We start from the raw sequence: 14,501 nt of genomic DNA, 5'->3' as shown, positions 1-14,501 counted from the left end.
ATTATTTGATAAGTAAAGATTGTAGAAAGACAGAGTTTTGAATATAATAGACAAAATAGATTTTTTAGAGATAAGGAGTATACCTATGTCAGAGGAAACAAGATATTTTTGGTTGAATTGCGGTTATAACCGATGGAATCACAATGAGCCATTAGTAGGTCAAACAACCCTGTTTGAATCTGGTGCACAATTTAATCCATCACAAGGTTTCCGTGCTTTTAAACAAGCTAAAGTTGGAGATCGTGTCGTTTTCTATCAAGTACAAATGGACACTGGATTATTAGGATACGGAGAAATTACAAGTGTTCAAACTGGTGCGCAAAATAAGATACGCGTTCATTTTGAATTATTAGAAGAACTTAAACCACTTACTGCGGAATATTTAAAAAGAAGTGAAAAGTTAGAATTCAGAATGAGCCAAATGAAAGAAACACTATTTAATCAAATAAGCGAAGATGAGTTTAATCTGATTTTAAGTTTAGGTAAAGGTGAAATGACGATACCGAGACATTTCTTTATTTCAGAAACTGAAGAATTCAAACCAGATTCTTATCATACTTTATTTACGCATACATACAATGGAATTAAACGTAATGGGTACCATTTTTATACGCAATTGGAAATGGGTGATCAGCTCGTATTCTACAACCGACACAAAGATCAATCTGTTATAGGTATAGGAGAGGTTACTAAGCATATTCATGAAAAGCCGCCTATTCCAGGGCGCACAAATAGTACAGCAATTGAAGTATATTTCAAAAATGAAATTACACCGGTGTCTCTAAGTACGTTGAATAAACATCCGAAGTTAAAAAACTTATACTTTTTACAAGAAAATACAAAACAAGCCATTGCAAGTATGTCGAAAAAGCAATACCAAGCAATTCTTGAAATGAGTGACAACGATGGTGGTATTAAGCCTCAATTTGAAGCGGTGAAAAGCAATGAGATAATAGAAGAATCGGACGATAATTTAAAGCCATTCATCTTATTAGTCGCTGATAAAGGCAATGGTTTAAGTGCAGCCGAAGACTTATTACAAAAAGCAAATGCTAATCCTGTATTTACAACAGGGCATCCTGATTTTTCCGAAGATATGCTTTATGGTAAATATTTACCTAATGAAACAGGAGCGTTGTATTTTAGAGAAGGCTTTATAACGAATTTAATGCCAAAAAGTGATAAACGTTATTTAGTCATCGATAATTTTAATCGGGTGGATCCTGATATTTTCCAAACGTATATAAACGTGTTGGAAGGTTATGAGATGACGATGCCTCGATATAATCGCGAAGGTAATATGGTTAAATGGTCTCGCCATAAAGATTCATATTATCACTTTAATCCGAGTTGGCACATTATTGGAATTACTTATGATGAGCTTAATGAAATTAAACAAAAATATACTGAACAATTTCTTAAATATACTAGAATTGTAAAAGTTAAAAAAGACGATGTTTTAAAATAAAGTAATAGAAGATATGGGACAATATGTCTTCAGGCTAGAATATAAGGTGGTTACTACTGAAAAAGTAGTAACCATCTTTTTTTAAAATTAGCATGAAATTAAAATCATTTTTGCGCTATAAACGAGTTACTATATGTTATATCGATGTTCCTTTATAATATAAATAAATGGTTCATTGTAAGATATCTTTAAAAAATAAGTACCATTTAGTTACATTGTAAAAAAGGAGAGTTGATTTATGCCTATTATTTATTATGATGCAAATTGTGTATACTGCTACAACTATGCGATTTGGTTAATTCAAAACGGTTTATCAACACGCTATGAATTTGCAAAATTGCAAGGAGATGTGGCTGAACAATTACGTGAAAATTATCCAGAAGCGAGACGATACGACAGCGTCATCTTACAAGAAGGTGAACATTTAGAATTCAAATCTGACGCGATTGCAACACTCATCACTTCTTTAACGCAATATAAATGGTTAGGTGTGTTACTCAAATTAACACCGAAAATATTAAGAGACTTTGGTTATCAATTATTTGCAGATAACCGTAACCATATGTGGAAAACACACTGGCATCAACCAAATGATTATGAGAAATCATTTTTTATAGACTAAACAGACGGAGGATTTGTGTATGGGAAACATTGTAGTTATAGGTAGTGCATCAATTGATTTGGTGGTTAAGACATCAGTACTTCCAAATACAGGAGAAACTGTAATGGGAGATACCTTCTTTACTAATCCTGGTGGTAAAGGAGCTAACCAAGCTATAGCTGCAGCACGTTTAAGTGACAAAGTATATATGATTGGCGCAGTAGGCGAAGATGCGCATGGCCAACAGATTATTGATAATTTAAAACAAAATAATGTAGATACGTATTTTATGGATACAATTAAAAATGAAAACTCTGGTACTGCACATATCACATTATATGAAAATGACAATAGGATTATTGTAGTACCGGGTGCAAATAATTACGTAACACCTGAAAACGTATTGCCCAAGATTAAACAATTTCAAGCTGGTGATATCATAATAATGCAACAAGAAATTCCAGAAGACACCATTACAGCAGTAGTAAACTATGCATCGAATCACGGTATGAAAGTGATACTCAACCCTGCGCCATATCGTCCTTTAAATCCAGAAATTATTAGTAAAGTAGATTGGTTAACGCCAAATGAATCTGAAAGCCAGTTGCTCTTTAATCATAAAGAGACACAAGCTTTAGCACAATTACCAAATAAATTAATCATTACTCAAGGTGCTTTAGGTGCATCATTCTACAATGATTCTCAATATCATATAGATGGATATAGACGAGATGTTATTGATACTACAGGGGCTGGAGACACATTTAATGGTGCATTAGCAGTTGCTCTAAATGAGAATAAAGCATTGGCTGATGCGATTGATTTTGCCAATTTAGCTGCGAGTTTTTCAATAACTGACTATGGTGCTCAAGGAGCGATGCCATATAGGAAAGATTTAGATTAAGCTATTTATAATTGGGTAATTAAGAAATAGATGGAAAACATCTCAAACTTAACCATTTACAGTTTACAGATTGTAATAATTATAATATAATAATTATTGTAATCAAGAACATGTCTCTTTGATTAAGGGAATAAAAAGGAGAGGTTTTATAATGGCAAATAATGAAGATGTAGTTAAAGTATTAAACCAACAAGTAGCAAACTGGACTGTAGCATATACTAAATTACACAATTTCCATTGGTTCGTAAAAGGACCTAATTTCTTTTCACTACACGTGAAATTTGAAGAATTATATGATGAAGCAAGCCAATATATAGATGATTTAGCTGAACGTATTTTAGCAGTAGGTGGAAGCCCAGTAGCAACATTAAAAGAAAGCTTAGAACTTTCAATTGTTGAAGAAGCGGAAAAATCTTATAAAGCAGAAGAAATGGTAGAAGAATTATCAAAAGACTTCACAAACATTTCTAAACAATTAGATGAAGCAATCGAAGTTGCTGGCAATGCTGATGATGATGTAACGGAAGATATGTTTATCGGTATGAAAACAGATATCGACAAACATAACTGGATGTTAAAATCTTATTTAGCGTAAGAAATGTTAAATAGAGTACCTCAGCCTTTGAGGAATTAATATATAACAAATAAAATGAGCCCTTCAAAAGTCTATTCTATGAGTAGACTTTTGAAGGGCTCTAGTAATGTTAACTTATTCAGCAATTTCTAATGCAATTTCCATCATTTGAGTAAATGCATTTTGACGTTCTTCTGGTGTTGTAGCTTCATCTCTTAATATATGATCACTTACAGTAAATACGCCTAATGCCTTTTTATTAGCATAAGTTGCATTTAAATATAAACCAGCTGACTCCATTTCTATACCTAAAATTCCCATACGACGCCATTGGTCGTTAAATGTTTCATCTGCATTATAGAAAGTATCTGAAGATAAAATATTACCAACGTGTGTTGTAGCACCAATTTCGTCTGCTTTTTGTTTAGCTTTTAACATTAAATCAAAGTCAGCTAACGGTGCATAATGACCTGGAATATTGAATTGTTCTACATAATTTGAATTTGTTGAAGCTCCTTGAGCAATAATAATGTCATATAAATTAACATTTTCTTGTAAAGCTCCGCATGAACCAATACGAATAATTGTTTCAACATCAAAGAAATTATATAGCTCATATGAATAAATACCGATGCTCGGTATACCCATGCCTGAGCCCATTACTGAGATTTCCTTACCTTTATATGTACCAGTATAACCAAACATATTTCTTACTTCGTTAAATTGCTCAACATCTTCTAAATAATTGTCAGCAATGTATTTGGCACGTAGCGGATCGCCAGGCATTAATACCGTTTTGGCAATTTTTGACTCTTTAGGTTGAATATGAGGTGTACCGTTTGTCATAGTCATCTTCTCCTTTAAATTCTTTATCAAAATAAAGATAACATTTGTTTATTATTTTTGCGAATTTTTGTAGTATAGGAGAAAAGGGCATGCGTTTTATCTAGAGACGTGTGTGAACGTTATGGAATAATTTCAGTTCTGTCCCATATTTAAATGAGTCAAATAATTTTTAGGAGGATGCATTATGAACTATGCACAATATATCGATCACACTTTATTAAAACCTGATTCTACAAGAGAACAGGTGGATAAGATTATCGAAGAAGCGAAACAGTATCACTTTAAATCAGTATGCTTAAATCCGAGCCATGTGGCATATGCTGCTGAAAAGTTACAAGATAGTGATGTATTGGTATGTACAGTGATCGGCTTTCCATTAGGTGCTACGACAACTGAAGTTAAGCGTTTTGAAACGGAAAATGCAATCAAAAATGGCGCATCAGAAATCGATATGGTAATCAATATCGGTGCACTTAAAGATGGCAATTATGATGATGTTCAATCTGATATCGAAGCTGTTGTAAAGGCTGCTCAACAACATACAGTTAAAGTAATTATAGAAACATGTCTATTAACTGATGAGGAAAAGGTTAAAGCGAGTGAATTGAGTAAAGCAGCAGGTGCACATTTCGTTAAAACTTCAACTGGTTTTGCTGGCGGTGGTGCCACAGCTGAAGACGTTAAACTTATGAAAGAAACTGTAGGTGATGATTTAGAAGTCAAAGCTTCTGGTGGAGTAAGAAACTTAGAAGATTTCAATAAAATGTTAGAGGCAGGCGCTACAAGAATTGGTGCAAGCGCAGGCGTACAAATCATCCAAGGTTTGGAAAGTAATTCAGATTATTAAGAAATAAATATTTGATAAGCAGTAATATGCATAAGTGTTTTAAGTCAAAGACATAGGAGGTCGTAACTTATGCGAATGGTTGATTTAATTGAGAAAAAACGCAATGGAGAAGCTTTAACGACATCAGAAATTGAATTTTTTATCAAAGGCTATACGAAGGGTGAGATACCTGACTATCAAGCATCCAGTTTAGCGATGGCGATATTTTTCCAAGATATGAACGATGAAGAACGTGCAGCACTAACAATGGCTATGGTTCAATCGGGTGATGTCATTAATCTTTCACGTATTGAAGGAATTAAAGTAGATAAACATTCAACAGGAGGTGTGGGCGATACAACGACATTAGTATTAGCACCATTAGTAGCTTCTGTTGGCGTTCCAGTAGCTAAGATGAGCGGGCGAGGTCTCGGTCATACGGGTGGTACGATTGATAAATTAGAATCAGTTTCAGGTTTTCATGTTGAAATAGAAGAAGATCAGTTTATTAAACTGGTAAATGAAGATAAATTAGCAGTAATTGGTCAAACTGGAAATTTAACACCAGCAGATAAAAAGCTCTATAGTTTACGTGATGTTACAGGAACTGTTAATTCCATACCGTTAATTGCTTCATCCATTATGAGTAAGAAAATAGCTGCTGGCGCAGATGCTATTGTGCTAGATGTTAAAACAGGTAATGGGGCTTTTATGAAGACAATTGAAGAGGCTGAAGCGTTGGCACATGCTATGGTGCGAATAGGAAATAACGTAGGTAGAAAAACGATGGCTATTATTTCAGATATGAGTCAACCGCTTGGCTACGCTATTGGTAATGCACTAGAAGTGAAAGAAGCCATCGAAACATTACAAGGTCGGGGTCCAGAAGATCTCACAGAACTCGTACTAACTTTAGGTGCTCAAATGGTTGTATTTGGTGGTAAAGCTGAAAGTATAGACGAAGCTAAACAAATTTTACAAAAAGCGATTGATGATGGTTCGGCGTTAGACCGTTTTAAAGTATTTTTAGAAAATCAAGGTGGCGACGGTTCGGTCGTTGAAGATACATCTAAACTACCTCAGGCACAATATCAAATAGAACTTCCAGCACAGACTTCAGGCATCGTAACTGAAATGATTGCCAATGAAATTGGTGTTGCATCAATGATGTTAGGTGCTGGACGTCAAACAAAAGATGATGAGATTGATTTAAGTGTGGGTCTCATTTTGCATAAAAAGGTAGGAGACAAAGTACAACAAGGTGAATCCTTATTAACAATCCATAGCAATTCACAGGATATTGAGCAAGTCAAAGAGAAATTATATGACAATATCACGATAAGTGAATCAGGACAAACATTACCATTGATTCATAAAGTGATAACAGAATAGGAGTGAATCAAATGACTCAACCATTTAATAGAGTACATTTAATCGTAATGGATTCAGTAGGAATAGGTGAAGGGCCTGATGCGAAAGCGTTTAATGATGAAGGAAGTCATACATTAAAGCATACGTTAGAAGGTTTTGAACAATCATTACCAAACTTACAAAATCTAGGCCTAGGTAATATAGAGCCACTTCCTGTCATAGAACAAGTAGATACACCTCATGCGTTTTACACGAAAATGAGTGAAGCTTCTGTAGGTAAAGATACGATGACAGGTCATTGGGAAATAATGGGATTAAATATCATGCAACCATTTAAAGTGTATCCTGAAGGTTTTCCTGAGAAATTAGTTAAAGAAATTGAAAGCATTACAGGAAGAAAGGTCGTAGCGAATCGACCGGCCTCTGGTACTCAGATCATTGATGAGTGGGGCGAACATCAAATGAAAACAGGTGATTTAATCGTCTACACTTCTGCTGATCCAGTATTACAGATTGCAGCGCATGAAGATATTATACCTTTAGAAGAATTATATGATATATGTGAAAAGGTTCGAGAACTAACGAAAGATCCAGAATATTTAATTGGTCGTATTATTGCACGCCCTTATGTCGGGGAACCTGGTAACTTTACACGTACACCAAACCGTCATGATTATGCATTAAAGCCTTTCGGTAGAACGGTCATGAATGAACTTAAAGATCATGATTATGATGTGATTGCTTTAGGTAAGATTAATGATATTTATGATGGAGAAGGTATTACTGAAGCGGTTCGTACTAAAAATAACATGGACGGTATGGATAAATTAATCGATACTGTCAAACGAGATTTTAAAGGCTTAAGCTTTTTAAATCTTGTTGATTTTGATGCGCAATATGGACACCGTAGAGATAAAGCAGGTTATGCACAAGCACTTAAAGACTTTGATGAGCGTTTACCAGAATTAATAGATCACTTACAAGAGGACGATCTCGTAATTATTACAGCCGATCACGGTAATGATCCAACAGCAGAAGGAACAGATCATACACGTGAATATATTCCAGTGTTAATGTTCAGCCCTAAGATTAATGAATATCATGGCTTAACAACAGATAATACATTCAGTTCTATTGGTGCCACAATTGCAGATAACTTTGATGTACCATTACCAAAGTTTGGTAGAAGTTACTTAAAGGAAATGGGTATTGAAAAGTGAAACATTTAATTAGAATATTGCTCGGCTTAATGTTTACGATAGCAGGGGTGTTACATTTTAAAGATGAACCTAGCTTTAGAAAGATTGTTCCTGACTATTTACCTTTACGTAAAACAGCGGTACTCATCACAGGTGTAATTGAAATCATCTTCGGGGGATTATTGATAAAACAACGCCCTACAACTTGTTTAAAAAGAGCAATAAGTGCATTTCTATGGGCAGTATTACCTGCAAATGTATATATGGCACGAAAAAATATACCTTTAGGTGGTAAGCAATTACCTGCGTGGTTATTATATGCGAGGTTACCATTACAATTTGTATTAATTAGAATAATTCATAAATTATAATTATTTTTTCTATGGGAAAATGCTATAAAAATAAACCCCACTGATAGTATTTATTGAAATCTATCAGTGGGGCTTTTAAATATTGTGATATAAGTTATTATTTACCTTCGCCGTAAATGTCGTCCCATTGTGCTTTTTTATCTAAGAAAGCTTGTGCGATTTCTTTTGCACCTTCTAATGAATGACTTGCTGCCCATCCACATTGAACTTCATTACAAGCTGGTACTTCTTCTGCATTTAAGACATCTTGTAAAGTTTGTTCAATTATATTTAACACATCTTCATAATCATCATGGTTAATGAAAGATACATAAAAACCTGTTTGGCAACCCATAGGGCTAATATCTACAATTTTATCTGAATGGTTTCTAATATTTTCAGCCATTAAATGCTCTAAAGAATGTAATCCAGGCATTTCCATATGTTCTTTATTTGGCTGTTTGAAACGGATATCGTATTTATGAATAACATCTCCATTTGCACCTTCCATTTTCCCAGCTAGACGTACAAACGGTGCAACTACTTTTGTATGGTCTAAATTAAAACTTTCAACATTCATTTTTGGCATAACAATATCCTCCTAGTCATTTAATTACCATAATTGTAACAAGCATATGAATTATTTACAATTTCACAACAATGTCGATATGATATGTATATTAGTATTAAAATTTTAAAATTTCTGAAAAATTAATGACAGATTGAACTTCACCGTATAAAATAAATGGTAATCACAAAAATTATATGTATAATTCATACAAAAAATATAGGGAAATTAAGTAAAAGCGATTGATGTAACAGAAGTTGTATGATTGTGGGGAGGCAGTTTTGCAAATATGAATGAAAAACAAAGTATTTTAGATTATATAGAAAGTGAAAAACATAAATATATTGATATTAGTCATTTAATTCATCAACGTCCAGAGTTAGGTAACGAAGAAATATTTGCATCACGTACATTAATTGATCAATTAATAGAGCAAGATTTTAAAGTTGAAACAGATATTGCTGGTCACGGAACAGGTTTTATAGCGCGTTATGATTCTGAACTACCGGGGCCAACTATTGGTTATTTAGCTGAATATGATGCTTTACCTGGTTTAGGACATGCATGTGGCCACAATATTATAGGAACTGCGAGTGTATTAGCAGGTATAGCTTTAAAACAACATATAGACCAAATCGGTGGTGAAGTCATTGTCTTAGGTTGCCCAGCAGAAGAAGGCGGTGAAAATGGGAGTGCCAAAGCATCATATGTTAAAGAAGGGGTCATTGACGACTTGGATATCGCTTTAATGGTACATCCAGGTAATGAAACTTATCCTACTATCAATACATTAGCTGTAGATGTGTTAGATATTAAATTTTATGGTAAGAGCGCACATGCTTCTGAAAATGCGGATGAAGCAAAAAACGCATTAGATGCAATGATTTCGTACTTTAATGGTGTTGCCCAACTACGACAGCATATTAAACGCACTGAACGTGTTCACGGCGTAATATTGGATGGTGGTCAAGCAGCAAATATTATTCCTGATTATACACATGCACGTTTTTATACTAGAGCAACATCGCGTAAAGCGTTAGATATTTTAACAACGAAAGTAAGTCAAATCGCCAAAGGTGCAGCGATTCAAACCGGTTGTGATTACGAATTTGGTCCTATTCAAAATGGAGTCAACGAATTTATTAAAACACCTAAACTGGATGAACTATTCGAAAAATTTGCGACTGACTTAGGTGAAAATGTAAGTCATGATGACTTTGGTTATGGCTCAACGGATACAGGTAATGTAAGTCATGTTGTTCCAACAATTCATCCGCATATCAAAATAGGTTCTAGAAATTTAGTAGGTCACACACATAGGTTCCGTGAAGCTGCAGCAAGTCATCAAGGAGATCAAGCATTAATCAGAGGTTCAAAAATACTGGCATTAATGGGTCTTGAACTAATAATAAATAAACCATTGTTCGATGAAATTGTCGATCAATATAAATATACGAAGGAGCACAAAAAATGAGTAGCCCTAAAACACTACAACCAAAATTATCATTGAGTGATTTGTATGATTCAAATGTAGTTTATTCTTCTCGTCCGTCTTATTTAGCGAATCCATGGTTGGAAGCTGAGGAACATCAGTCTAATTTTTTAACAGCACGTGAATTAATCATTGCAAACCAACTACCCGTCATTGTGCATAAAGCAAGTGTGACAGATAAAATCCAACAATTATTTGAAATGATAGGTAAAGATATGCCTGAAAATATTTATTCATTTGAAGATCGACAAACATATGAACGTTTGCTTAAAGATATTGCACACACTCAAAATAAAAAAATATATTTCCAATATATACATGAAGAATCGGTCGTGAATAAAAAACATTACGCATTAGACAAGGACATTTTTGTTGCGTTAAATAATAAATCACGCATACCAGAGTGGACGAATTTTAAGCAATTACCTAAAAGAGAAATCGTAAAGATGGAGGAATTCGAAACAAAAATTAAGGAATGGGACTTTCCTTTCGTTTTAAAACCTGGCGATGAATTACCAACAGCAGGTGGTTATGGTGTGATGATTTGTTACAACAACACAGATTTAGCAAAGGCTAAAGCACGTATTAAGAAAGCTGAAGATGCAACCCAAACGATGATTATTGAACAAATGATTGAAGCGGTAGCAAATTACTGTGTACAATTTGCATACTCTGAGCAAAGAGGCATACAATACATCGGAACTTCTGAGCAACTCACTGACAAATATGGACATTATAACGGCAATCACAATTCTATAGATGTTCCTGAAAAAGTTATTCAAGCTGGTAGAGAAATTATGGAAATTGGCGTTTCTAAAGGTTACTTTGGTGTTGCAGGCTTTGACTTGCTATTAGATAAAAATGGGGATATCTTTGCAATCGATTTAAATTTCAGACAAAATGGTTCAACGAGTATGCTCTTATTAGAGCCGTTATTAACTCAAGGTTTCCATAAGTTTTACAGTTATATCGCACCTTGTGATAACACGCATTTCTTCAATACAATAAAGAAATATGTCGCACGAGGTGTATTGTTACCTCTGTCTTATTATGACGGTGATTGGTATAAAGATGATGATGTTAAATCGCGTTTTGGTTGTATATGGCATGCTGAAAATCAAGCAGAGGTAGAAAAGTTAGAAAGACAATTTTTAAAAGAATTAAATGCAAATAACAAATAATATCTATTTAATTGTAAATAATTAACAATTAAAGTAATTTAAAAAATAAATGAATACAGTAAATCACTAATTGACGCGTATAGTTGTGTCGTTTATATTTTCAATGTAAGCAAATTTAAAAATGAATAGAAGGTGTAAACATGTCTTACAAAGAAAGTTCATTTTTCAAAGATATTTTAGTGAATGAAGTTTTTTATGTAGCAGTAAAATCTAAAGAGCTCGTGCGAGTTGAACGTGATGGGAAAAACGTTGTTATAGCATGGTCAGACAAAACAATGGCAAAAACATATTTAGAACAAGAAGATGTGGACGTCGACAAGATTAAAAGACTAGATGTCGATCGCTTTGTGACGTATGAGCTAGATGATTTCTTCACAAAAGATGAAGAGATTTTAATGAATCCAACATCAAAAAATGACGGGGAATTTATTAATATTTATAAAGCGACAAATGAACTTATGTCAGATTTAGATAATGTTCGTGTGAAAGAGTTTGTCAAAGATGTAGCTAAAGATGATTTAGTATTTGGTTTAACTAACAAAAATCAAAACCAATTCATTATGATTAGCGATGAAACACATCAACGTCCACAAATTATGCCTGTTTGGAGTATTAAAAGTAGAGCTGAAAAAGTACGAAACGCAGACTTTGAAGAATGTGATTTAATAGAAGTTGAAGGCGAAGTTTTCGGTGAATGGCTTGATAACTTAAGAGATGATGATAAAGCAGTAGCCATTGATTTGAAACCAGGCGTTATTGGGACAGTAGTATCGGCGCAAAAGTTAGCTGATCAACTTACGTTTTAATAAAAAAGCGATTGTAATTTGAAGCTATAATTAAACAAAAAGAATTTGGGAATTTAGAAAAACCACCTTACAAGTTTCATTAATCTTGTGAGGTGGCTTTTTATATTAATTATTTAGATAGATGTATAGAGCCTAGTGCACCTGAGAATGCGCCATGTTCGATATAGTATGGTGTAAAACCGCGTAACACTGTATAATTTTCAACGACTTCACGTAATAATTGGTTGTTGCTAAAAGATGAACCGATATAGGCTACATTTTTCGTTTGATACTCTCTTGCTAATGTAATTGCCATCGTCGTAACAACTTCACCGACGACACCGATAACTGAGGCTAATTTATCTGCATCAGTGAAAGTTTTATCTAAATGATGTAATACATGTCCAAAGTTTGCGGCAGTTAAATCCCCAGAGATAGGTGGTTCACTACCTTGATATACATGTTTAACCTTTAAATCTATAATTTCACGATCGCCTTGTTGTGCGAGGTTCGTCAATTGTGTGTAATCATCAATTCCAGTTAATAAATAACCTAACCCTTGAATCATACCTCCACCAGTACCAACGCCGCCTACACGTTGCTGAGATTTACCATCTGTATAATGTAGTGATGTCCCTGTTCCTACATTTGCAAATATGTAATCAGTTAAATGATGACCTTGTTCGTTTAACAACATTTCTAACCCTTTTGATGATGCGTCAAACTCGACGTGAACATTGGATGCACAATCAAGTTTGCTACTAATTGAAGCGGCTTGCCCACCTGTTAAGTTAATATCTTCACATTGTTGTTGGTTCAACCAGTTGATAACTTTATCTATTTCAGTCGTAAGCATAGTTTCATACTGGCGTTCACCATTTTGTTCTTTAACAATTTTAATAAGCGTTCCACCAGCATCGACACCAATTTTCATTTGATAGCCTCCTAGAATGATTTTACATTACATCTAATAATATAATAAAATAGAGAAAAATCAACACGAAATTGTAAAGGGAGCGATAGGTAAATGATTCAATTAAGTCCATTTATTAAAGTGAACGATGTAGAGGAAGCTGTTAATTTTTATAAAAATGCGTTTGGCGGGGAAATAAAGAAATTAAACGAAACGAATGGTCATTTATTACATGCTGAATTACATGTAAATGAAACAATCGTTATTCACATTTCAAGTACATATGGACGTGAATGGAGTAATGACAATACGAATGTGATTTTAACATTTGATAACTTAGATGAACAAAAGCAAACGTATGAAGCATTAAGTGAAGCGGGCGATCCACACATGCCACTTGAAAAAACTTTCTTTAATGCGATGCATGGACAAGTTAAAGATAAGTATGAAGTGAACTGGTTAATGAATTGCTTTTTAAATTAATGATGCTTAATAAATGGAATATTTATGATAACTTGGGGTATTGATAGATTATTAAATTAAACTAGGGGATTGACGATGTTGATAAAAAAACAATTCGAAGATATAACAGTTCAACCATATGAGGAAAATTTTAAAGAAGCGTTATTGGGATTTAAACTTAATGAACGTCAACAGATTTACTCTTCGTTGCCAAAAGATGTACTAGATGATGCATTAAATGATGAAAATAGAATTCCAAATGTTGCCTTAAACGACCAAGGGGAAGTTGTAGGTTTCTTTGTACTACATAAACATTATCAACATGAAGGTTATGAAACGCCTAATCATGTCGTGTATGTGCGTTCTTTATCTGTAAATGAAAAATACCAAGGTCATGGGTATGGAACAAAGATGATGATGTATTTACCTCAATATGTTCAAGCTTTGTTCCCAGATTTTAACCACCTTTATCTTGTCGTAGACGCTGAAAATACTGGTGCATGGAACGTTTATGAACGCGCAGGTTTTATGCATACGGCAACCAAGGAAGAGGGGCCATTAGGTAAAGAAAGACTTTACTACTTAGATTTAGATTCTAAATATGTATCGTCATTAAAGCTTATGCCCAATGAGGAAGCAACACCTTATGATATTTATATTATAGATTTGATTAAAGATAATGAAAAAGTTGGTTTTATCGCTGTAGAACAACATGAACAACGCATGAATATTTCAAAAGTAGAAGTAAATAAAGACCAGCGAAACAAAGGGATTGCTGAGAGCGCTTTAAGACAACTTTCGACTTATGTTAGAAAGCACTTTAAAGACGTTAATAAACTTTCAATTACATTATACGGTGAAAATAATGAATTAAAACCGTTATGTATGAATAGTAACTTCGTAGAAATCGATGCTGCCGATGACTTTGTCGTTTTTGAAAAATATATAAATTATTAATTGA

The 14,501-nt window shown here is 33.9% G+C and carries 16 protein-coding genes; 13 read left to right on the top strand and 3 right to left on the bottom strand.

Annotated features, from left to right (window positions below; translation table 11 throughout):
* The first annotated feature begins 85 nt into the window (after positions 1-85).
* The 4 genes from QQM35_RS00410 (at position 86) to QQM35_RS00395 (ending at position 3,568) form a co-directional block, all read left to right on the top strand.
* Complete coding sequence (locus QQM35_RS00410) at positions 86-1,468, top strand: EVE domain-containing protein (RefSeq protein ID WP_251518172.1); 1,383 nt, start codon at positions 86-88, stop codon at positions 1,466-1,468.
* Between the two features lie 238 nt (positions 1,469-1,706).
* Positions 1,707-2,090 (top strand): thiol-disulfide oxidoreductase DCC family protein, encoded by a 384-nt coding sequence (locus QQM35_RS00405; RefSeq protein WP_251518174.1) that lies wholly within the window; start codon positions 1,707-1,709, stop codon positions 2,088-2,090.
* Positions 2,091-2,109: 19 nt separating this feature from the next.
* Positions 2,110-2,973 carry a ribokinase gene (rbsK, locus tag QQM35_RS00400; protein WP_251518176.1) on the top strand — a complete coding sequence of 288 codons (864 nt, stop codon included), beginning with the start codon at positions 2,110-2,112 and terminating at the stop codon, positions 2,971-2,973.
* A gap of 151 nt (positions 2,974-3,124) precedes the next feature.
* On the top strand, positions 3,125-3,568 hold the full coding sequence (locus QQM35_RS00395) for a Dps family protein (protein ID WP_251518178.1): 444 nt from the start codon (positions 3,125-3,127) through the stop codon (positions 3,566-3,568).
* Between the two features lie 114 nt (positions 3,569-3,682).
* Here the strand turns inward: QQM35_RS00395 and deoD are convergent, their stop codons facing one another.
* The gene (gene deoD, locus QQM35_RS00390; protein WP_251518180.1) at positions 3,683-4,393 is read right to left on the bottom strand and encodes a purine-nucleoside phosphorylase; all 711 of its coding nucleotides are present in this window, start codon (positions 4,391-4,393) and stop codon (positions 3,683-3,685) included.
* Between the two features lie 184 nt (positions 4,394-4,577).
* Here deoD and deoC point away from each other — a divergent pair, with 184 nt between their 5' ends.
* The 4 genes from deoC (at position 4,578) to QQM35_RS00370 (ending at position 8,160) form a co-directional block, all read left to right on the top strand.
* Positions 4,578-5,240 carry a deoxyribose-phosphate aldolase gene (gene deoC, locus QQM35_RS00385; protein ID WP_342610409.1) on the top strand — a complete coding sequence of 221 codons (663 nt, stop codon included), beginning with the start codon at positions 4,578-4,580 and terminating at the stop codon, positions 5,238-5,240.
* Between the two features lie 69 nt (positions 5,241-5,309).
* On the top strand, positions 5,310-6,611 hold the full coding sequence (locus QQM35_RS00380; RefSeq protein WP_251518183.1) for a pyrimidine-nucleoside phosphorylase: 1,302 nt from the start codon (positions 5,310-5,312) through the stop codon (positions 6,609-6,611).
* An 11-nt stretch (positions 6,612-6,622) separates the two neighbouring features.
* Complete coding sequence (gene deoB / locus QQM35_RS00375) at positions 6,623-7,810, top strand: phosphopentomutase (RefSeq protein ID WP_342610408.1); 1,188 nt, start codon at positions 6,623-6,625, stop codon at positions 7,808-7,810.
* A complete protein-coding gene (locus QQM35_RS00370) occupies positions 7,807-8,160 on the top strand; it encodes a DoxX family protein (RefSeq protein ID WP_342610407.1) in 354 nt (117 codons plus the stop codon). Before deoB ends, QQM35_RS00370 begins: the two co-directional genes overlap by 4 nt.
* A 97-nt stretch (positions 8,161-8,257) precedes the next feature.
* On the opposite strand, the gene QQM35_RS00365 is transcribed toward QQM35_RS00370, so the two are convergent.
* On the bottom strand, positions 8,258-8,728 hold the full coding sequence (locus tag QQM35_RS00365; RefSeq protein WP_251518187.1) for an S-ribosylhomocysteine lyase: 471 nt from the start codon (positions 8,726-8,728) through the stop codon (positions 8,258-8,260).
* Positions 8,729-8,996: 268 nt separating this feature from the next.
* Here QQM35_RS00365 and QQM35_RS00360 point away from each other — a divergent pair, with 268 nt between their 5' ends.
* From QQM35_RS00360 to QQM35_RS00350, 3 genes are all read left to right on the top strand, one after another.
* Positions 8,997-10,181 (top strand): M20 family metallopeptidase, encoded by a 1,185-nt coding sequence (locus tag QQM35_RS00360; RefSeq protein ID WP_251942624.1) that lies wholly within the window; start codon positions 8,997-8,999, stop codon positions 10,179-10,181.
* Entirely contained in the window at positions 10,178-11,380 is a 1,203-nt protein-coding gene (gene ldmS / locus QQM35_RS00355; protein ID WP_342610406.1) for an L-aspartate--L-methionine ligase LdmS, read from the top strand. The genes QQM35_RS00360 and ldmS overlap by 4 nt, the downstream gene beginning before the upstream one ends.
* Before the next feature lie 140 nt (positions 11,381-11,520).
* Positions 11,521-12,186: a DUF2750 domain-containing protein gene (locus tag QQM35_RS00350; RefSeq protein ID WP_251518192.1), complete on the top strand. Its 666-nt coding sequence runs from the start codon at positions 11,521-11,523 to the stop codon at positions 12,184-12,186.
* Positions 12,187-12,295: 109 nt separating this feature from the next.
* Here the strand turns inward: QQM35_RS00350 and coaW are convergent, their stop codons facing one another.
* Positions 12,296-13,099: a type II pantothenate kinase gene (gene coaW, locus QQM35_RS00345; protein WP_251518194.1), complete on the bottom strand. Its 804-nt coding sequence runs from the start codon at positions 13,097-13,099 to the stop codon at positions 12,296-12,298.
* A 93-nt stretch (positions 13,100-13,192) separates the two neighbouring features.
* On the opposite strand from coaW, the gene QQM35_RS00340 reads away from it, so the two are divergent.
* Both QQM35_RS00340 and QQM35_RS00335 read left to right on the top strand, forming a co-directional pair.
* Positions 13,193-13,561, top strand: a complete 369-nt coding sequence (locus QQM35_RS00340) for a VOC family protein (RefSeq protein ID WP_251518195.1) — start codon at positions 13,193-13,195, stop codon at positions 13,559-13,561.
* Positions 13,562-13,636: 75 nt separating this feature from the next.
* A complete protein-coding gene (locus QQM35_RS00335) occupies positions 13,637-14,497 on the top strand; it encodes a GNAT family N-acetyltransferase (RefSeq protein ID WP_251518197.1) in 861 nt (286 codons plus the stop codon).
* Positions 14,498-14,501: the final 4 nt, after the last annotated feature.

Source organism: Staphylococcus hsinchuensis, assembly GCF_038789205.1.
Classification (GTDB): domain Bacteria; phylum Bacillota; class Bacilli; order Staphylococcales; family Staphylococcaceae; genus Staphylococcus; species Staphylococcus hsinchuensis.
This window is presented reverse-complemented; position numbering and strand designations above follow the sequence as displayed.